The sequence below is a fragment of the Methylovorus sp. MM2 genome (assembly GCF_001648895.1).
Taxonomy (GTDB): Bacteria; Pseudomonadota; Gammaproteobacteria; order Burkholderiales; family Methylophilaceae; genus MM1.
The window spans coordinates 1-20753 of sequence record NZ_LXUF01000017.1; the positions used below are offsets into that span (position 1 = coordinate 1).

The following is a 20753-nucleotide window of genomic DNA, read 5'->3' on the forward strand; positions in this document are numbered from 1 at the left end:
CGCTGGATGGTGGTCTCGGTAACGATACATTGATCGGTGGGGATGGTAATGATCTCTACATCATCAACGCCATCGGTGATGTTGTCGATGAGGAAGGCCTAGTAGACAGCGATGCTGACACCATCCAGGCTAGTATCAGCATTGATCTTGCTAGTTACACAGACATTGAACATGTCATCCTGACAGGCACATCCGCACTCAATGCCAAGGGCAGTGACAGTGTCGCCAACCAACTCACCGGCAACAGTGGTGCTAATAAGCTAGAAGGTCTAGACGGCAATGACACACTGGATGGTGGAGCTGGCAATGACACGCTGGATGGTGGCTTGGGGGCCGACTCCATGCAGGGCGATGCAGGCAATGACACCTACATCATAGATGATCTTGCCGACATCGTGGATGAGACCATCTCAGGTGCGACAGGCGGTGTTGACTTGGTCAAGCTATTCACTTCATATAATGATGACGAATACCTACTCGCTACTAATGTTGAGAATCTTGATGCCACGGCCTACGTAGGTAATATCGGACTGGAAGGTAATGTTCTCAATAACCTCATCACAGCTGGGATCGGTAACGATACGCTTGATGGGGGCAATGGTAACGATACATTGATAGGAGGTGCTGGGAACGACATCCTAATGGGTGATGCAGGCATCGACAACCTTCAGGGCGGTGCCGGGGATGACGAATACCATGTGATTCTCAAAACCACAGGGACAGGGCTCAATGTGGTGGCGTCCCTTGAAGATACCATCACGGATACTGCGGGTACTAGCGATACCCTCTATCTGCACGGCGGCACAGGAGCTACCAAGGTTAGTACCATCGTACTGGCGGCCGCACTGGAACACCTCAATGCTTTAGACGCAGCAGTGAATGGTGAGGTATCTTTGAATCTGACAGGTAATGCTTCCGGTAATGGAATCATTGGCAGTGATGGTAACAATACTATTGTTGGGCTCACTGGTAATGACACGCTGGAAGGCCGTGATGGTAATGATTCTCTGGATGGTGGGGTAGGTGATGATTCCCTTGACGGTGGGAATGGTAATGACACGTTGATTGGTGGTACTGGTAACGATGCGCTCGTCGGTGGTGATGGCGATGATACTTATGTAGTCACATTGAAGACGACAGGCACAGGTTTAATGGCCGTAGCTTCATTGGAAGACACTATCGATGAGAGCGGAACTGGCATTGATACTCTAAAGCTGACAGGCTCAGCTAAACTGACCATCTCCTCCTCCATCGAATTGATAGGGGATCTTGCCAATATCGAGAACATCGATGCATCAGCGACAAGCTCGACCCTACTCAACCTTACAGGTAATGCTTCGAATAACACCCTAATCGGTAATGCTGCTGCTAATACCATTCTTGGAGAAGATGGCAACGATGCTATCAATGGCGGCGCAGGTAACGATACGCTGGATGGTGGTGCAGGTAGCGACACGCTCGATGGCGGTCTTGGTAATGACAGCCTAAAAGGTGGCGCCGGAGATGATCTTTATATCGTCAATGCCATTACCGATTTAGTCGATGAGGACGGAAATACCGATAGTAACGATAGTATCCAAGCCTCTATCAGCATTGATCTTGCCAACCCTAATTACACAGGCATTGAACATGTCATCCTGACAGGCACATCTGCACTCAATGCCAAGGGAAGTGCTGACGGTGACACTATTGGCAATCAACTTACTGGCAACAGTGGTGCTAACAAGCTAGAAGGTCTAGATGGCAATGACACACTGGATGGTGGTGCTGGCAATGACATGCTCACTGGTGGAAGTGGTAACGATATCTTCCTGTTTGACACAGCATTAAGCTCAAAGAATATCGACACCATCACTGACTTTAATGGGGATGAGGATGATATTCACCTAGATGCTGCTATCTTTGCCAGCCTAGCAGGCGGCGTTAATAGCAGTAACTTCCATACTGGCACACTTGCCACCGCCATAGAGGCCGGTGGTAAATACCTCATCTATGACACCACCACAGGCAAGCTCTATTATGATGCTGATGGCGGTGGCACTGGCAAGGCCATACAATTTGCCACATTATCAAAAATAGATAACGCTTTCCCTGAACTATCCGAGGCAGACTTTATCATTAGCTAAATGGTGAGAAGCATGTAAAAAAGCCCGCATGACAGCGGGCTTTTTTATGATACTTTTTATAACACTAACGCTAAGAAATCCTAATCACTCAGCAAAGCACGATTACGCCCAGTACCTTTAGCTTTATACATCGCTTTATCGGCGCGCTCAATAATATGCTCAATAGTCTCACCTGCACGTGCAATCGCAGCGCCCAGACTAGCGCTAATAATCACTTCCTGGCCTTTATAAGTGATCGGTTTGCTTTCAAGCCCTGCCCTTACCTTCTCCGCAAGTGACAACAAGCTACGCTCATCGCAATCTTTTACAACGATCAGGAACTCTTCGCCACCCCACCGACAGACAAAGTCTGCTGCACGCATGCAGGATTTAATCGTTTTTGCTGCGCTGCTTAATACGTAATCACCACCGATGTGACCATATTTATCATTGATTTTCTTAAAATGATCGATATCCAATACGATAATCGCCACATTACCACCATTACGAACGCTCTCATTAGCGATGACTTCGATGACGATATCAAATGCGCGTCTATTAGGCAGCCCGGTCAAGATATCTGTCGTCGCCATGACTTCCAGTCGCCGCTGATAACTTTTGAGCGCAATATCAGTGAGCACGACAACAACGCCCGTGATGATAAGGCAAAGCAATAGATTGATATACAAGGTATTTGTGATACCAGATATCGCGTCAGTTTCGCTTTTATCAACGAATAAATACCACTTGAGCTCCGGGATGTACCTGACATTAATCAGATGATTTGCAGACTTGTCCTCATACTCATATGAGCCATCATGATGATCCGCGATATTGTGGGCGATCTTGCTCAAACCCTCTATATCACGAATATTCGTGCCTGGCATATAGCGCTGATTACCAGACAACATAACGATGCCGTCAGCATTTACAAAATAGACATCGCGCTTGTATTTCTCTTGATAAGTAGCAATCAGCTTTTGCACTGAATCGACCGTCAGGCCAACACCAGCGACACCGATATAACGACCATCGTAATCCAGTACCCGATAATTAACAAAGATCGTCAACGCGTTATGGTGATTCTGGTCTTTATCGACATTGATCTCGTAGGGTTGTTTAAGGTTCCGCACACGGAAATACCAACGATCATTCATATCTTCAGCGTGAACCTGCCTTGCAAGCCCTTCAGCTGAGTAATAGTTATGGGTACGGTCTGTCACTAAGAAACTGACGAATGCCCCATAGTTCTCTTTGATCTGCTGCAAATACTTGCTGATCTTCTCTGTACCATGTTCACCCTCTATCACCCAGTCACGCAAGAATGTGTCAGAAGCCATCATCGACGAGATGAATACAGGACGAACGAGGTCTTTCTGGATTTCGGAGTAGACGTTGTCTGCCGTTAACGGTAGTTCGTTATCGACAATCGTGTCGTGAATGGCAAGCTTAGAGACATGATAGCTGACAAATGAAGTCGCAATGAAGCCCGTGGCAAGCACGAGCGTCAATAACAACAATAGTTTATGTCTATTCATCAGCAACCCTGTATTGAGGGTGATATTTATTGTTTATTTGTATCTTGATGCACTGAAGGCGCTACATCAAGATTAGATTTTTCGATGACCTGATAAAATACTTCATCTTGCTTCACCATGCCTAGTTCATTACGCGCCCGCTCTTCAATCGCGGCAAACCCTTGCTTTAGATCGCGAACTTCAGCATCAAGGGTATCGTTACGGGCTTTTAACAGGGAGTTCTTATCTTTTTGCTCAGTGATCTGCCTGTTGAGATCCCACACTCTAAGCCAGCTCCCTTTGCCCAGCCACAACGGATATTGTAGCAAGGCAATGAGAATGACAAAGATGAGGGTAAGCAGTCTCAAATGGTTAGCGTTTTAGGTTATAAAACGCCTCAATACCCGCATAACTCGTTGCATCGCCCAACTCTTCTTCGATACGAAGCAATTGATTATATTTAGCGATACGCTCAGAACGTGATAATGAACCTGTCTTGATCTGTAATGCATTAGTGGCAACAGAGATATCAGCAATGGTCGTATCTTCAGTTTCACCTGAACGATGTGAGATCACTGACGTATAACCTGCGCGCTTTGCCGTCTCGATGGTTTGGAAAGTCTCAGTCAATGTACCGATCTGGTTAACCTTGATTAACACCGAGTTAGCAACACCGCGTTGGATCCCTTCACGCAAGATCTTGGCATTGGTCACGAATAAGTCATCCCCCACCAACTGCACATTCTTACCCATGCGGTCTGTCAGGATCTTCCAACCATCCCAGTCATGCTCGCTCATGCCATCTTCGATGCTGATGATTGGGTATTTATCGACCCAAGTCGCAAGGTAGTCAGAGAATTGACCTGAAGATAATTCAAGGCCTTCTGACTCAAGATGATATTTACCATTTTTATAGAACTCGGAGCTTGCGCAATCAAGACCCAACAGAATATCGCGGCCTGGCTCATAGCCAGCAGCAGAAATTGCTTCAAGGATTAACTGGATCGCGGATTCGTTAGATGGCAAGTCAGGCGCAAAACCACCTTCATCACCGACTGTCGTTGCTAAGCCTTTTTTATGTAACGTTTTCTTCAATGCATGGAATACTTCAGCGCCTGCACGTAGTGCTTCGCGGAATGTAGGCAGACCTGCAGGAATAATCATGAACTCCTGCATATCGACGCTGTTATCAGCATGCGCACCACCATTGATAATATTCATCATCGGCGTGGGTAACTGCATAAAGCCTGAACCACCAAGGTAGCGGTATAGCGGCAAACCCGATTCTTCAGCCGCTGCACGGGCACAGGCCATAGAAACAGCCAGAATCGCATTGGCGCCTAAACGGCTCTTGTTCTCTGTGCCATCAAGCTCGATCAGGGTACTATCGATAAAGCTCTGCTCTTCAACATCAAGCCCAACAATCGCTTCAGTGATCTCGGTATTTACGTTTTCAACCGCTTGTAATACGCCTTTGCCAAGGTAGCGGGCATTATCGCCATCACGCAGCTCCACCGCTTCTTTTGTTCCTGTGGATGCGCCAGAAGGTACAGCCGCACGACCGATGATGCCGCTTTCAAGCAGAACGTCTGCCTCTACGGTTGGATTACCGCGTGAATCAATGATCTCACGGGCGATGATATCTACAATTGCACTCATGCTTTAATTCCCCACTTAATAATCTATTTTTTTAAATTTAGAGCGTCTGCTCAATAAAACCCGCTTTTTTGACGACTCTATCCAAGTCGACCAACACTTCAAGCAATTCTTTCATTCTAGGCAAAGGCCACGCATTCGGGCCATCCGACATGGCCTTTTCTGGATCAGGATGCGTCTCCATGAATAAACCAGCAATCCCACTTGCAACAGCTGCGCGTGAAAGCACAGAGACATGCTCACGCTGCCCACCACTTTTATCACCTTGACCGCCTGGTTGCTGTACTGAGTGCGTTGCATCGAATACAACAGGACAATTGGTCTCGCGCATGATAGCAAGCCCGCGCATATCAGAAACCAACGTGTTATAGCCAAATGAAGCGCCACGCTCACAGACCATAATAGTATCTGCGCCGCCATTGGCCTCTTTTGCTTTCTGTACGACCTGTTTCATATCACCCGGGGCTAAGAACTGGCCCTTTTTGATGTTCACAGGCTTACCGCAAGTGGCGACAGCGGTGATGAAATCGGTCTGGCGGCAGAGAAAGGCTGGTGTTTGCAACACATCGACCACAGCGGCTACATGCGGCACTTGCTCTTCCGTATGTACATCCGTCAGGATAGGTACACCGATCTGGGCACGCACATCATCCAATATACGCAGCCCCTGCTCCATACCAAAACCACGGAATGTCTTGTTAGAGCTGCGGTTGGCTTTATCGTAAGAGGATTTGTAGATGAAAGGTATGCCGACTTGCTCACATATCTCTTTCAGCAGCCCTGCCGTTTCGATCGCCATCTCTTTGGATTCGATGACACACGGGCCCGCAATCAAAAATATCGGGTGTTCAATACCAACATCAAAACCGCATAATTTCATATATCAAGCTTTCTTTATATTAAGCTTTTTGGGCTGCGCGATTATCCAAGGCAGCCTGCACATAAGCTTTGAATAATGGATGGCCGGTACGTGGGTTAGACGTGAATTCTGGGTGGAACTGGCAAGCGATGAACCATGGGTGTACGCTTTTTGGTAGCTCGATCATTTCGCACAATTCTTCAGTCGGCGTACGTGCAGAGATCACCAAACCCGCAGCTTTGAGCTGGTCGACGTAATGGTTGTTGACCTCATAACGGTGACGGTGACGCTCGTTGACTTCAGCGCCATAGATTTCAGCGGCCATTGTTCCCGGCTCAATGGGACAGCGCTGCGCACCAAGGCGCATAGTGCCGCCAAGGTCTGAGTCTTCACTACGCGTCTCAATCTTGCCATCGGCATCTTGCCACTCGGTAATCAGGCCAATTAATGGATGTGGCGCTTCAGGATTAAATTCTGTACTGTTTGCGTCTTTCAAGTGAGCGACATTACGCGCAAATTCGATGACGGCGAGTTGCATACCAAGACAGATACCTAAATAAGGCACTTTGTTTTCACGTGCATAGCCAATCGCTGCGATCTTGCCTTCTGTACCGCGCTTACCGAAGCCGCCTGGTACCAAAATGGCATCCATGCCATTCAATACAGAGGTGCCATTCTTCTCGATATCTTCCGAATCCATGTAGTGGATACGTACTTTAGATTCTGTATGGATACCCGCATGCACCAGCGCCTCAGTCAGTGACTTATAAGACTCTGTCAGGTCTACATATTTGCCGACAAATGCGATATTCACTTCGTACTTGGGATTCGCCAAACCGTGCACAATCTTCTTCCAGCTGGAAAGATCAGCGGCTTTAGCAAGAATATTCAATTTATGGCAAACGATCTCATCCAGCATCTGGTCATGCAAGAATCCAGGTATCTGGTAGATGGAGTCAGCGTCGATAGCAGAGATTACAGCCTCAGGCGGCACATTGGTGAATAACGCGATCTTGCGACGCTCGTCATCAGGAATGCTACGATCTGCGCGGCACAATAAGATGTCTGGCTGAATACCGATCTCACGCAACTCTTTGACTGAGTGCTGGGTCGGTTTTGTCTTCAACTCGCCCGCTGCGGATATCCACGGGAGAAGGGTCAGGTGGATATAACAGGCGTTATTACGGCCTTCTTCGATACCCATTTGACGAATGGCTTCGAGGAAAGGCAGGGATTCAATGTCACCCACTGTACCGCCGACCTCGACGATAGCCACATCGGCACCTTCAGCGCCGCGTTTGACATGACACTTGATCTCATCAGTGATATGCGGAATGACCTGTACGGTCTTGCCAAGATACTCGCCGCGTCGTTCTTTCTTGATGACGGTCTCGTAGATCTGGCCTGTTGTAAAATTGTTACGCTTACCCATGCGGGCGCTGATAAAGCGCTCATAGTGCCCAAGATCCAGATCGGTCTCGGCGCCGTCATCGGTCACGAACACCTCGCCATGCTGGAAAGGACTCATGGTGCCGGGGTCAACGTTGATATAAGGATCGAGTTTAAGCATGGTCACGGAGATGCCTCGTGACTCAAGGATAGCGCCCAGGCTTGCGGCTGCAATGCCTTTACCTAAAGAGGAAACAACCCCGCCGGTAACGAATACATATTTGGTCATGGAATAAAACTTTTGGACATTGCGGACGGAAGCGTATTTTACTGGAAACGAGGGCTTGCCACAAATAAGTATTCGCCAGATATGCGTTATTTTTCAATATATTTTAACAGCGTGCCGGATAGCACTTATTCATCCAGAAGCGCATCCGCATACACCCACTGATTAAGCAGGCGACGTGACTCAAGCGCTACTTCAGATGCAGTCAATCCATTAGGCCCGATATGCTGACTGACCAATGCATCAGCCGCTGCGCCATGCAGGTACACACCTAGCAACGCAGCCTCTTCTAGCAACAAACCTTGTGCAAATATCCCGCCAATGATGCCCGCCAGCGTATCACCCATGCCAGCACTACTTAAACCCGGATTACCACTCACATTGATAAAGGTGCGGCCATCAGGCAGCGCGATCACCGTGCCGCAGCCTTTCAATACAGTCATCGCATTAAATTCTTTTGTCAGCTTAGATGCCGAACCTAACCGGTCAGACTGGATTTGCGCATTCGAGCAATCCAGCAGGCTCGCAGCTTCACCGGGATGAGGCGTGATGACAGTAGACTGCGGTTGACGCTCAAGCAATAGCGTTTTTAATAGCGGTTTCTGGGAGATCAGGTTTAACGCATCCGCATCAAGCAATAAGGGCAATGAAAGTTTCAATGCTCGCGCTAGCAAAGATTCGGCATCACCAGCCAGCCCCATACCGGGGCCTATAAGCAAGATACTCAGTTGCGGCAATTCGAGTATGGATTCAGCATCACGCAGCATCAATTCCGGATGCGATATATCAACCGATGGCGCATCTGGCGCTAGCAAGCCGCAATATACGCGGCCACTACCTACCAATAATGCTGCGCGTGCAGAAAGAATAGCTGCACCGACCATATAACGCGCCCCGCCGATAACACCTACACTACCATTGCTACCCTTATGACTATTCTTCAAGCGTGGTTCCGGCAATGCTGGCGTTTGATCCAGCAGCGTTATTGACCCTGACTCAATATCCACACCTAAATTACTTAGATGGACTTCACCCGCGTAATCAGGGCCATTCAAGGTAAATAACCCTGGTTTGAGGCCAAGAAACGTCAACGTATAGCGCGCATGAATAGCGACCCCGAAGATGCGACCGGTATCGGCACAAAGACCACTCGGAATATCCAGCGATAAGACGGGCAAGGCTAAGGCATTCACACGACCAATCAGGTGGGAATATCGATCATCAAGTTCTCGCTGAAGCCCGATACCAAAAAGGCCATCGATCACCAGATGCCAATTAGATGACTCAGGGATATCCTCTACCACCGTACCTCCAGCAGATATCCATGCCGCATAGGCATCCGCAGCATCTTTTGGTAGGTTTTCACGGTTCCCTGTAAAAACGACGGTGACCTTGTACCACCATTGCTTGAGATACCTGGCAGCCACAAACGCATCGCCACCATTATTGCCCGGCCCGGCCAAAACCAGAACAGCATGATCTCCATCGACCAGAATATCTCTGGCAAGCGTTGCAGCGGCATGGCCTGCTTTATCCATGAGCGCTTCTTGCGCATGCCGGGATTCAATAACGCGTATCTGGTTAGTCGTGAACAATGCGGTCATGTAGTCAACCCCTGACGCTGTGAAAGCTGATGCAATTGTGATGGGGAAAACACACCATGCTCGGTAATAATCCCCGTAACCAGCCTTGCCGGTGTCACGTCAAACGCTGGATTCACCGCCTGAGTACCTGCTGGCAGCACATTCACCTGAGCAAGCTCTCCACTCGGCAGCCTACCTTGTATCCACGCGACTTCATCGGCACTGCGCTCCTCAATTGGAATCTCTCTCAAGGCATCTGAGATACCCCAGTCTATCGTCGGTGATGGCACTGCCGCATAAAAAGGCACGTGATTATCAAAGGCAGCCAGCGCTTTCAGGTAAGTACCGATCTTATTACATACATCACCAGAACGGCTGACTCGGTCAGCGCCGACAATCACACAATCGACCTGTCCATGTTGCATCAAATGGCCACCTGCATTATCAGTGATCACGGTATGTGGCACGCCATGTTGGCCAAGTTCCCAAGCAGTCAGGCTTGCGCCCTGATTGCGAGGGCGTGTTTCATCCACCCAAACATGGATATCCACACCCGTATCATAAGCAGCATAAATCGGCGCCAAGGCCGTTCCCCAGTCAACTGTTGCTAGCCAGCCCGCATTGCAATGCGTCAATATATGTAGCGTACCTGATTTTTTGACAACTAGATTTTGCAATAAGATTAAGCCGTGTTCGCCTAGACGTTTATTCTGCAAAACGTCCTCTTCGCAAATAACGCCAGCTTCTTGCCATGCAGCGGCTTTCCGCTGAGAAGCTGGCAAGGGTAGTAAACGCGCAAGCATGCGGTCAATTGCCCAGCGCAGATTAACCGCTGTAGGGCGTGATGCATTCAGTGCCTTGGCGGCAGACGCAAGGCCTGAATCAGTATTATCTTCATTCATGGCAAGCGCAATGCCATAGGCAGCTGAAGCACCGATCAAAGGAGCACCGCGGACTTGCATCGTTTTTATAGCGTGCACCATAGCTATTAAGCTTGTAATGTTAAGGATAGAGAGTGCGTGAGGGAGTTGTATCTGGTCGAGGATATTGACCGATGTATTGGTGGCATCAGGCCAGATCGTCCTGAATTGTCGTCCATGGATGTTCATGCGAGCTCATCTTACCTCAAGAACATACAGAGCTTATAGCCTTTCATTGCCGTGCTGCGTGCCAGCCATTCAAAGGAACGCTATCTTCGCTGACGATCAGCCAGCGACCTTCTCGTTCCTCCAGCTCAACAATCTTCTGCACCACTTCCTGCTTATCGCCAATCATGGAGGTCTGCGTAAAGATAGTCGATGCCTGTTGACCCTGAGCATGAATAGTAAGATCAGTGATACGGATAGCAGGACTACCGCTATCTTTCATTTGCTGACGGCGTTTACGCTCCCATTGCTGGCGAGTCATACCATCTTCATTGACGAAATCTGACGAGTAAGTATTGAAATAGACCATCTGATTGCCATTAATAAGCGCGTTGATCCAATTATCGATTGCCGCCTTCACAGCCTTCTTTTTCTGTGCAGAAAGACGTATCGCCTCGTCAGGGCTGCTCAATTCAAACTCCAGCATATCTTGCAAGGTAGGCGCGGCCATCGCGCTAGCTATCTCGGCAACATCACGATCAGTCGCAGCCACGGGTTTATCCGCTGCTTGCGCTCTTGCCAGCGCTGCTGCCTTACGGAATTCGGCCTTTTTGATATAGCTCGGCCCCTGATCAAAATCATAACGCAACATCAGAGTAAGCGACTGTCCAATATACTTATCCCGTAAATCGGCATCGTAACTGGCGAGCAAGGTTAACTGGTCGTTTTCATCATTACCGGTCAGGCGTACACTACTGCCAAGGATGATACCGCCACGAGCAGGCGCAATGCCCGGACTATTGAATACTTGACCACCATGGGTGAATTGAGCCACGCTGTTATTGGTGAGGTCACCAAACTCATGCACATACAAGGCGCGCACTTCTACCCCAGCGTTATACTCGGGTTCCTGCAAAGACAGCAGTATCTTCCCCCCCACGCCTGTCCTATAAGAATTAAACACTTTTTTATTGATGCGCAGATTGATCGCGCTATCCACATCCACATTTGCTGCAGAACCGAAAAAGTCCACGCCGGCTGACCGCTTTTCCACCCCATGTTCGGTATAGCCACTCTCGTTAATGCGGTTATAGCTGAACGACGCAAGTGGCACGAACGTTAATAAATCGTTGTAGACCATAGGCCAGCCTGCATCGAACTTGGCAGTGAATTGCCAACTGTCATGGCTGGCCTCGGCATTGCGCCCCAAGGCAACGCGCTCGGTATCATACGTATGCCTAGCCAATCCGATGGCACTGTTGAAATACCAGGGATCAGCCCGCCATGTGCCATAAGCCAATCCAAGATAGCTATTCACATTCGTCCGATTATTATCGGTGATACCACTATTGTCGATATTGCCATAGGCATAAGCACCAGCAAATCCTACACGCAAGCGATCAGAGTCTCCTATCATGCGGTCGATACCGGTGGCCATACCGGTGGAAGTAGCCACATAGCCATCTACATTCTTGCGCATGTCCTGCGTACCTGCACCGCCAAACCCTTGGAACCAGATACCGGTACCACTCGGCACTTTACCGTCCACCTCTGTACGTGGCTCCCCCTTGACAGAAGCAAGATAGGTATCAAAAAGATGTGACTCCACCACCCCTAGCACGCGATCTGTATGCTGCATCGTCATGCGAATGAGGCTATCATTAATCTCTGGACGCAGACGTTCCGCCGCCCGCTTGAGCTCTTCGGCACTTAGACCTTGGATCTCTTTCTGCAATTTGGTCAGAGCCTCGTCATTTCCCGCATAATCCATCAAGACATTCACAGCGTTATTGCCTGCGACATTGGTATTGAGATACTCAGGAATAGCAATCTGAGCTGTCAGCAACATATCCCAGCTTTGAATACTGCTGGTAAAGTTAACAATCGCACCTGGCCCAGTAATTGTAGGCGTGCCGCTAGTATTGGTAGCCACAGTAAATGTGTCTCCAGTTCGGAAGAACACATCTTTGGCCGAGACATTAATATTGGAACCCGCAGCAAATAAACCCGACCCGGTACCATTGACAATATCAAGCATACCATTGCCCGTAGAGGTAATACGCAAATTGAAGTTAGAGCCTGAGTTGAAGAGTGCATTACCATTCACGGTTAAGGTAGCATCACGCACAGTGATGTCCCCATTGTTGATCAAGTTACCAGTGATGGTTCCCATTCGATCAGGATCCACCGGGGTAGAAACATTAGTATTCTCGGGAGCGAATACGCCTTGCAGGAGATTATTGACAATAATGTTATCTGCCTTCATCGTTGCACCGAATATGACGCGTTGCGCCTCGAGGTTGATATCCCCACCGGCCAGCTCTATCACCTGCGAAGCATCCTGAAAATTCCAGGAAGTTCCGCGCACATTAAGGCTGGATAGCCCGATCCAGTCACCACTCGCGTTGCAGCCTGGCGGACCTGTGACGCAATAAATGTTCAGGTTATTGATTCCCAGACCATCGGCAACAATGTCAAAGCTTGGATCCGGAGTAACATTAGAGACGTTATCACTCAACCCGGAATAAACATTGATGTTATTCACAGATTCGGCAACATCGTGAATCACTATCTTTTCACCACTGAATTGCCCCATCTGGTTAAATGTGAATGTACGCGCTCCAGCCACTAGGTACTCGGCTGTTTCCACACCACCGTTCACGCTGGTCACCGCTGTTGCGCGTTGATCGACATAGATATTACCTCTAAGCATAGCGCCTGCTCCAGCACCATCCAACGTGCCGTTATTCAGGATATGTGCGCCAGAACCCAGATATATATTTCCTGAGATAGTACCCCCAGTATTATTGATCACACTATTACGCGGCCCGACATCCTCAGGTCGATAAGCAAGCACCAATGAGTTATCACGTTCCTGTGCCGCTTGCAACAGCGGATTGCTATCCAACACCAATATATCCCCCCCAATATATCCTCGGTTGTTGTTGATCGTGGTCAGACCAGCACTCATCACATTGGCATACTGGGTGCCATCCTGCACCACAGGTGCCATATAAGTTGCCCCGCCAAAGGTAGCAATAGCCCAATGACCATCTGATAGCGTTTCAGTAGAGTAATGACTATAGGCATCATTACCAATAAAGTTGGCGTTATCATTATTGGTGATAACGATTTGTTGTGCACTGCCGAATATCGCTGCGGAGAAATCTCCATTCGCGACGATATTTCCAGACCTTGCTGTAACGCCAGTCACTCCGGGGAAGATGTTTGAATTATTGATCGTCAGCAACTGGGTGCTTGAGTCGCTATATATGCCTGCATCTATACCTGCCAGCACCCCGTTATTCAGTAAAAGTCCTGTTGATGTTGCAGAGAACAAGATGCTAGTCGGATTCACTGGCGTAAAAATCTTATTGGGCGTGGCAACATCATTAGGGTCTTGCGTATAATATCCGCGTGCCATCTGGATAGTCCCGGTATTATTGATGGTCACCGCGCCACTACCGCCAGTCAGCCGTATCGTCTGCTCGGCCCCTGTATTCGGCAGATACGGATCATTACTGATCAAGGTCTCCTGCGTCTTGTCAGGGTTAGCATTATTATTTAGCGTCACTGGTGCAGCGCTGTTATCCAGCACAGTTTTGCCAACCTGATCAGCACCATTATTAGACACACCGTTACAGGTATGGGTACCGGCCCCATTATCCACGCAAGCAGCATGCGACTCTGCCATGATGAGCAAACCCACCACAAGCGACCAAATCATCTTTAAAAGCAGAGGACGCATTATTTCACCTCCTTATTGAGACTGATGATCCTGATATTTCGCTGCGGATTAGCATTATTTTCCCGGGATGTAGCAGCAGATGTCATGGTAGCTTTTACCGGTGTCTTTAACTCATATTCACGCACGATCACCCATTGCCCATTTTGTTGTTCCCACCCAAGCAGTTTGCGAACGGCAGGCTGACCATGCTCAGCTTGGGCAAAGACCGTTGCCATTCCCCGGCCCTGCGGGGCAATCACCAGATGGTCGACCACCATCGCGTTGCCAGCGGCAATAGATAACTGCATCTTGCGCTGCTCCTCCCATGACTGTCGGCTCATACCATCCGGCGCATACATCGCTGCATAGCTTTTCAGGTAGGCTTCTGTATCGCCACTGACAATCGACTGACGCCACTGCTCGATAGCTGCCGAGACTTGCTGTTCTGCACTTTTAAGAGCGCTCGCTGATTGGGCAAGGTCACGCTTGAGCACAGGTAATGGGCGGGTAACATCAAGTGCCTGCGCCAAGGCGATCTCTTCGGGGGTTTTCGGCTTGGCTGGTTCCAGCGTACGGTCAGGCTCTGGCACCATCGTACTACTCGGCTTGGGTAACTGGCTCTTTTTACTGGCATCGAAATCGTACCCCAAAGTGAACCAAACACCTCGTGGCGCACCGGCAGAAATCAACTGTGTAGAAAGCCATTCGGATGAGTTGTAATTGAAACCACCGGCACCGATTGCGCCATAAGTTGATGGCGCAAAAGGAGTCAACCCTAGGCGCCCTGCCGTCACATACTCCTTATCGAGAAGATTATTGACCAGCATGCCTGCTGTCCAGCCCTTGCCGATATCGTAAGTAGCCCGTAAATTAAGCACGGCATACCCTGCCGTTTTTCCCGAATATCGATAATCCGGCCCCGGAATCTTGGTGTACACGGTAGCACCATTCTCATCTTGCACCCCCATAATGACCCCTCTACTGGGGCCTGGGGTATGTTCATTATTCTCATTACCCCGGACAAAAGCATCACCATGCGCAACCATCGTAAAACCGACCTTAAAAGCCGGGGTCATTTTATACATCCAGCTCAGGTTAATGTTATTCAAGGGTACGCCAGGCATACGATCGCTTGGCTCGACCTGAATTGTGTTGTAGTCCGCGTTACGCGTGTCATTCGTAATGGTATTGCTGTTATTAGGACTCAGCATCTTGAATAAGGATTGAAATGTTGCCTCAGTCAATGAATAGTTGACGCGGAACTCATGTTTGCCATACCCGCCTTGCAACCCGAACTCTAGGCCCTGTCTGCGGGTATCGCCTATGCTCTGGAAGTAACTTAATTGTTGAGTAGCCGATACCATGTAGATGTCATCACGCAACATAGTACGGTACGCTGTGACGTTCCACTCCATTAAATCCTTGAACTTACCGCGTACACCAAATTCGTAGGTCTGGGCCATCACCTGCGGCAGGTATGGGTCTCCTGACATTACGCTAGGTAGGTTACAAGCTCTACCATCGACAAGGGTGGCAGGGCCATATGTATAGTTACCCTGAGCATCACGTATAGGTACGCCGTTGTTATCTCGATAAACTGCAGGCGTCGAATCATATGCGCAGCCTAACTCGATCACGGACGGTGTTCGAGTACCTTGGTTCCAATTGAAATACATATTAAGGCGCGGTGTCGTTTGCCAAGTTGCCCCAAAGGCCGGGTTCAGGGAGTGAAAATCAAATTTTTCAGTAACTGCCGGGCTTAGAGGGTCATAATCACGTCCCATAATCCGCATGTAATCCTCAATGCTGACCATCTTGGTCGGGTCGTATTGGCAGCCAGAAACATCCGTTCCGGGGCATACGATATAGTCCAACCAGCGATTCAACAGGTTGACATCTGTCAGCTCATAAGCACGCCGTCTAGGCGCCAGCGTATTCCTTACGAAGGTATCGTTATAGCGGCCAGATAGCGATATGTTCAGCGTCTGGGTCGGCGTCCACGTCTCGCTGAAATAGATGCTGCTCGTTGTTTTAGTACCATCAAAATCGTTGACGATAACATCATGCGAAGCCGCGTAATACTCCTCCCCGATGTTAGCCGGATCACTATAAACATTGCGGCTATCGTCCATTAAACCAAAGCGCTGTGTTGCATTGTATTTTGCATCGGCGCGGTCTATGGAGGTACCGATCATGAACTTGTGGTTATCTAGATTCCAGTTGAACTGTAAGCCGCCGCCCAAGCCATTCTGATCAATCATGGAATTGGTGATAACAGCTGTTGGTGTCCCGGGAATATACCCTGTACCAGTACCTGCTGTACCCGATGCACCTTGGTAAAGGGCACCATCACGAGGACCGACCCGATCGCCATTTTCATCCAGCGCATATAACTTAGTGTCGCTATCACCTCTTATTTTGTCGTAACATCCTGTATCCAACGCGGGGGCAGCATAGATGTTATATCGAGTAAAGCTGCCATCGGCATTCTTTTTGGTGAAAAATGCATCTTGATAGCCCCCAAAACTATCCGCTGCAGATAAAGCAACATTGTCAGGAGATTGAAAGAATCCATTTGAAACAAAGCCATATTCCTGCCCATTAACATCTGTATAAGTAAAATCATCTCTTGCAGAGATAGCCGTAGTAATTCTCTGGATAAAGTCAGCAGGCACTGTTCCCGAATTAGCAGGTCCGATCAAAGCATCATAATCTGGCAAATATGTCTTTGCTGCGATTTCCTGATTGTGCGCTTTTACATCCTCAATAAACGCGCTGGTATATTTCCCAGTAGAAGCATCATACGTCAGCTCATCCAAGTAATAATTCGGCAGGCCATCTCCATTCGCATCAAGGTAGGCGCAGGTAATGTGTTCGCCCGGAAGCGCCCTGCGTGAAGCATTACCAAGCTCACGAAAAGTATCGATATCAATCATATCGCCTGTGCTCGATATGCGCTTGCTCTGACGGTTATAGACCATACCCGTAATATTGAAGGTATCACTCACTTCAAACGCACCGGATATCTGGAACTGCAACAGGCGGTTACGGGTCTCGTCAGGTGAGGTGAAGACCGAACCTCGATTCTCCTTATAAAGCTCGATCGGCACAGTGCCATTACCCACCAGTTTATTCACCGCCGCCAAAGTAGAAAAAGTCAACGATGCCCGTTCTCCTTGCCAATCCAGCTTGCCGAATGCCTGATTGACCTTACTAGGGGAGTTATCGCGCCAGCCATCTTCCATGAAGAGGCTCACAGCACCGAAGGCAGCCAATGTTCCATTATTCCATCCGCCTGAAGCCAATAACTGGTCGCGCCCGAATGACCCTTTGAGTATCTGCGCTGAGACTCCGGGCGAATCGAAGCCGCTTTTGGTCTTGATCGCGATCGCACCGCCCAGCGTATTCAGGCCGAATAGCGGATTAGATCCAGGAAAAACATCTAGACCAGAGATGGCATTCATAGGGATCATGTCCCAGTTCACCACATCACCAAACGGCTCATTGACACGAATACCGTCAAAGAACACAGATAAACCCTGCTGTGACCCAATCTGTGGACCCGCCGTAAAACCACGGTAGGTTAAATCCATCTGAAAGGGGTTACCCTGATAATCGTTCACATTCACCGATTGCAACTTGCTATTGAGCAAATCGGTGATACTCAACGACTGGGTATCTTTAATGTCTTTGGCCGTGATGCTCTGGATATTGCCGGGAATCTGTTCCTTGGTCAGGTTTAGGCCTGGCAATGGCCCGATATCCTTGATGCGCTTGGCCGTTACCCTAATTTCATTCAACTGTATCTTGACGTTAGGGATGGCATTACCCGGTTTATTAACAGACGATGGCATTGGGCTGGTGCCTTGCGGCATGGCATCTGTAGCGTCTGCAGCCAGCAATATGCCCGGCGCAACGCCATAGCGACTGGCGGTCGAAGGAATCTCCGGCTGCCGTTGCTCATACCATGGCACATCAGCCTTGCCGGTAGGTTCTGCTGCTAAAACCTCAGCTGCAGAAAATAACGCAAAACCAACAACAACAGCCACCACAGCATCATTACTGGATAACTGGATATTGTTATCTCGCAATACTGTGCACAGCTTTCCAGATTGCAGCCACCTGCTTAATGACGAGCAAAACACACTCATCGACCTGAATATACCTGCCCGACACAGAACATAGATTAACCCACCAGCAACACAACCCGTTAAATGAAAGAATTGAGAAAGCCCACAGCATGCGCTGTGGGCTTTTTATCAATCACCCATGGGTTACTTTAGCCGGGGAAATCCCCTACATAATCAGCCTGAGTATAGACACCGTCTGTTGTGCCGGAATAAACACCACCTTGCCCCTTTAGCAGAGAGAAAGTGGAATTGCTGGTATCAAACACCAGATCATCGATACTGATGTTCTTTAACAAGACATTGCCGCCGTCAGCAAAACTAATCAGCATGCCTTTTAAGGAGGCATCAGGGAAGGCACCGATCTCGAAATCCTCAAGACCAAAACCATCTGCATCAACATCATGACCTGTAATCTCTAGGCGATCACTGGTAATCACCGCATTCCCGCCAGAGCCTGTGGTAGTTGTAGCGAAATCGGTAATGATATCGAAACCGACGCCATCATTACCGATAATGAACAGGTCATTACCAAGGCCACCGCTCAATTGATCGTTACCAGCGCCTCCAATAATGGTGTCACTACCTTCACCGCCATTAATCGTGTCGCCACCGGCACCACCCTCAAGCAGGTCGTCACCCTTATCGCCATTAAGCAGATCGCTACCGTTGCTGCCGCTTAGAGTGTCGTTACCATCGCCACCATTCATCGTGTCGTTGCCGTCATACCCATCGACCAAGTCATTACCAGCACCAGCCAGCACTGAGTCGTTACCGGCACCAGCAAATATCCAGTCATTACCAGCACCAGCATCGATCGTATCGTTACCGCTACCCGCTGCATTATCAAAGGTAACATCAGTGATATTTCCATCAATATCACGCGTGATAATGTCGTAATTCAGCGCATCATCTCCTGCGCCAAGCGTGACCTTGTTATTGCCGCTACCAGTTTTTACTTCATCCGAGCCGCCCACCGTATCGGCAACGTTATCAGTGGTAATGGTATTGTTGCCATCGCCTACAGTTACCCTATCATTACCATAATAGGTGTTGATGGTGTTATTGCCGTAACCGGCCGTGACTGTATCGTTACCACCATTCTTGTCATTCGCATCATCAGTGAAGATTGTGTTATTGCCATCAGACACCTCTACAGAGTCGTTACCAGCGCCGGTATAGATGGTATAAGTGCCTGATGCTCCACCTGCCGTAGTGATACCAGATACCACATCATTACCTGCATAGGTATAGACGGTGTAGTTTCCACCTGTATCTGAAATAGTCTTGCCAGCAAGATAGACTGTATCGTTACCTCCCACACCAGTGGCATCATCTGCATAGATGACTGCACTTACGACACCTGTAGCAAGACCAGTAGTCGGGCGCCCCACATAGATAGTATCGTTGCCGCCACGGCCATAGATCGTAGCGGTTGCATTGTTTGCCACACCGGCATTAAGTTCATAACCTTCGGCGATGATAGTGTCGTTGCCTGCCCCTCCATCAAGATAAGCACTACCCTTACCACCGCTCAGGCTATCGTCACCAGCACCGCCATACATGGTGTCATTACCTCGCCCCCCATATAGCCGATCATCCCCTTCACCACCATCAAGCACATTGTTACCCTCATACCCACGCAAGGTATCGTTACCGGCTCCGCCATAAAGCGTATCGTTACCGCCAGCACCTCTTACGCTGTCTGTACCAGCACCACCATATGCCAATACTGACCCTAACTGGGTAGTACTTCCGCCGATGCCTTGAATGGTATCGTTGCCAGCACCGCCATAAATAGTGTTCTTGCCTGTGCCGTATTGGATACTGTCGTTGCCATCGGCATCCGTATCTTTATCCAGCAAGGCCTTATCGCCACCATAGATCGTATTGTTGCCGTTACCCACGACAATGATGTCAGCACCGAGTCCTCCTTCAATATTGTTGCTGCCATCACCGGCATTTATGCTATCGACACCATCGCCGCCATATATCTTATTACTGCCGCTACCTCCCCCAATGGTGTCATTACCGGCACCACCATAAAACGTATTGTTTCCAGTAACGGCTGCGAGCCAATCGTTGTCATCACCGCCATCCAAAGTATCGTTTCCACCTCCGCCGGAGAGTGTGTCGTTGCCTGCAAAACCTTCAATCTTGTTGGCGCCCGTGTTGCCAGTGATGCTGTTGGCATCTATCGTACCTTTAGCTGTCAAGGCAGCCGCACCACTCAGCGTGAAATACTCTATTCCAGCGTAGCTAGGGTTATTAAGATCAATGCTGATAGAGGCTTGGATGGTGTCAGCATCGCTGTCTACTAGGCCTTCCTCATCGACAACATCACCGATGGCGTTGATGATGTAGAGATCATTACCATCCCCACCGATCAATGTATCGTTACCGAGACCACCATCCAGCG

General features: G+C 49.0%; 10 protein-coding genes and 1 pseudogene. 1 reads left to right on the forward strand and 10 read right to left on the reverse strand.

The window, feature by feature from the left end:
- Nucleotides 1-2126, forward strand: a 2126-nt coding sequence (locus A7981_RS11585) for a calcium-binding protein (protein ID WP_131800965.1), incomplete at its 5' end; no start/stop codon positions are given.
- 80 nt (nt 2127-2206) lie between these two features.
- On the opposite strand, the gene A7981_RS11590 is transcribed toward A7981_RS11585, so the two are convergent.
- The 10 genes and pseudogenes from A7981_RS11590 to A7981_RS11635 all read right to left on the reverse strand — a co-directional run.
- Entirely contained in the window at nt 2207-3643 is a 1437-nt protein-coding gene (locus A7981_RS11590; RefSeq protein ID WP_067268373.1) for a diguanylate cyclase, read from the reverse strand.
- Nucleotides 3644-3669: 26 nt separating this feature from the next.
- Nucleotides 3670-3990 (reverse strand): cell division protein FtsB, encoded by a 321-nt coding sequence (ftsB, locus tag A7981_RS11595; protein ID WP_067268374.1) that lies wholly within the window; start codon nt 3988-3990, stop codon nt 3670-3672.
- A 4-nt stretch (nt 3991-3994) separates the two neighbouring features.
- Nucleotides 3995-5281, reverse strand: a complete 1287-nt coding sequence (gene eno, locus A7981_RS11600; protein WP_067268375.1) for a phosphopyruvate hydratase — start codon at nt 5279-5281, stop codon at nt 3995-3997.
- A gap of 37 nt (nt 5282-5318) precedes the next feature.
- Entirely contained in the window at nt 5319-6158 is an 840-nt protein-coding gene (gene kdsA, locus A7981_RS11605) for a 3-deoxy-8-phosphooctulonate synthase (RefSeq protein ID WP_067268376.1), read from the reverse strand.
- Between the two features lie 19 nt (nt 6159-6177).
- Nucleotides 6178-7815 (reverse strand): CTP synthase, encoded by a 1638-nt coding sequence (locus tag A7981_RS11610; RefSeq protein ID WP_067268378.1) that lies wholly within the window; start codon nt 7813-7815, stop codon nt 6178-6180.
- Nucleotides 7816-7940: 125 nt separating this feature from the next.
- Nucleotides 7941-9416: a bifunctional ADP-dependent NAD(P)H-hydrate dehydratase/NAD(P)H-hydrate epimerase gene (locus A7981_RS11615; RefSeq protein ID WP_067268380.1), complete on the reverse strand. Its 1476-nt coding sequence runs from the start codon at nt 9414-9416 to the stop codon at nt 7941-7943.
- A complete protein-coding gene (mtnA, locus tag A7981_RS11620) occupies nt 9413-10504 on the reverse strand; it encodes an S-methyl-5-thioribose-1-phosphate isomerase (protein WP_067268382.1) in 1092 nt (363 codons plus the stop codon). The genes A7981_RS11615 and mtnA overlap by 4 nt, the downstream gene beginning before the upstream one ends.
- 43 nt (nt 10505-10547) lie before the next feature.
- Entirely contained in the window at nt 10548-14228 is a 3681-nt protein-coding gene (locus tag A7981_RS11625) for an autotransporter domain-containing protein (RefSeq protein ID WP_067268385.1), read from the reverse strand.
- Nucleotides 14228-18298 carry a TonB-dependent receptor domain-containing protein gene (locus tag A7981_RS11630; RefSeq protein ID WP_067268388.1) on the reverse strand — a complete coding sequence of 1357 codons (4071 nt, stop codon included), beginning with the start codon at nt 18296-18298 and terminating at the stop codon, nt 14228-14230. The genes A7981_RS11625 and A7981_RS11630 overlap by 1 nt, the downstream gene beginning before the upstream one ends.
- Before the next feature lie 188 nt (nt 18299-18486).
- Nucleotides 18487-20753, reverse strand: a pseudogene (locus tag A7981_RS11635) (calcium-binding protein); the annotation flags it as partial.

Bases quoted from the DNA above. Each gene is read 5' to 3' on its own strand.
- A7981_RS11590 (WP_067268373.1), bottom strand. From the start codon at position 3,643: ATGAATAGACATAAACTATTGTTGTTATTGACGCTCGTGCTTGCCACG.
- eno (WP_067268375.1), bottom strand. From the start codon at position 5,281: ATGAGTGCAATTGTAGATATCATCGCCCGTGAGATCATTGATTCACGC.
- kdsA (WP_067268376.1), bottom strand. From the start codon at position 6,158: ATGAAATTATGCGGTTTTGATGTTGGTATTGAACACCCGATATTTTTG.
- A7981_RS11610 (WP_067268378.1), bottom strand. From the start codon at position 7,815: ATGACCAAATATGTATTCGTTACCGGCGGGGTTGTTTCCTCTTTAGGT.
- A7981_RS11615 (WP_067268380.1), bottom strand. From the start codon at position 9,416: ATGACCGCATTGTTCACGACTAACCAGATACGCGTTATTGAATCCCGG.
- mtnA (WP_067268382.1), bottom strand. From the start codon at position 10,504: ATGAACATCCATGGACGACAATTCAGGACGATCTGGCCTGATGCCACC.
- A7981_RS11625 (WP_067268385.1), bottom strand. From the start codon at position 14,228: ATGCGTCCTCTGCTTTTAAAGATGATTTGGTCGCTTGTGGTGGGTTTG.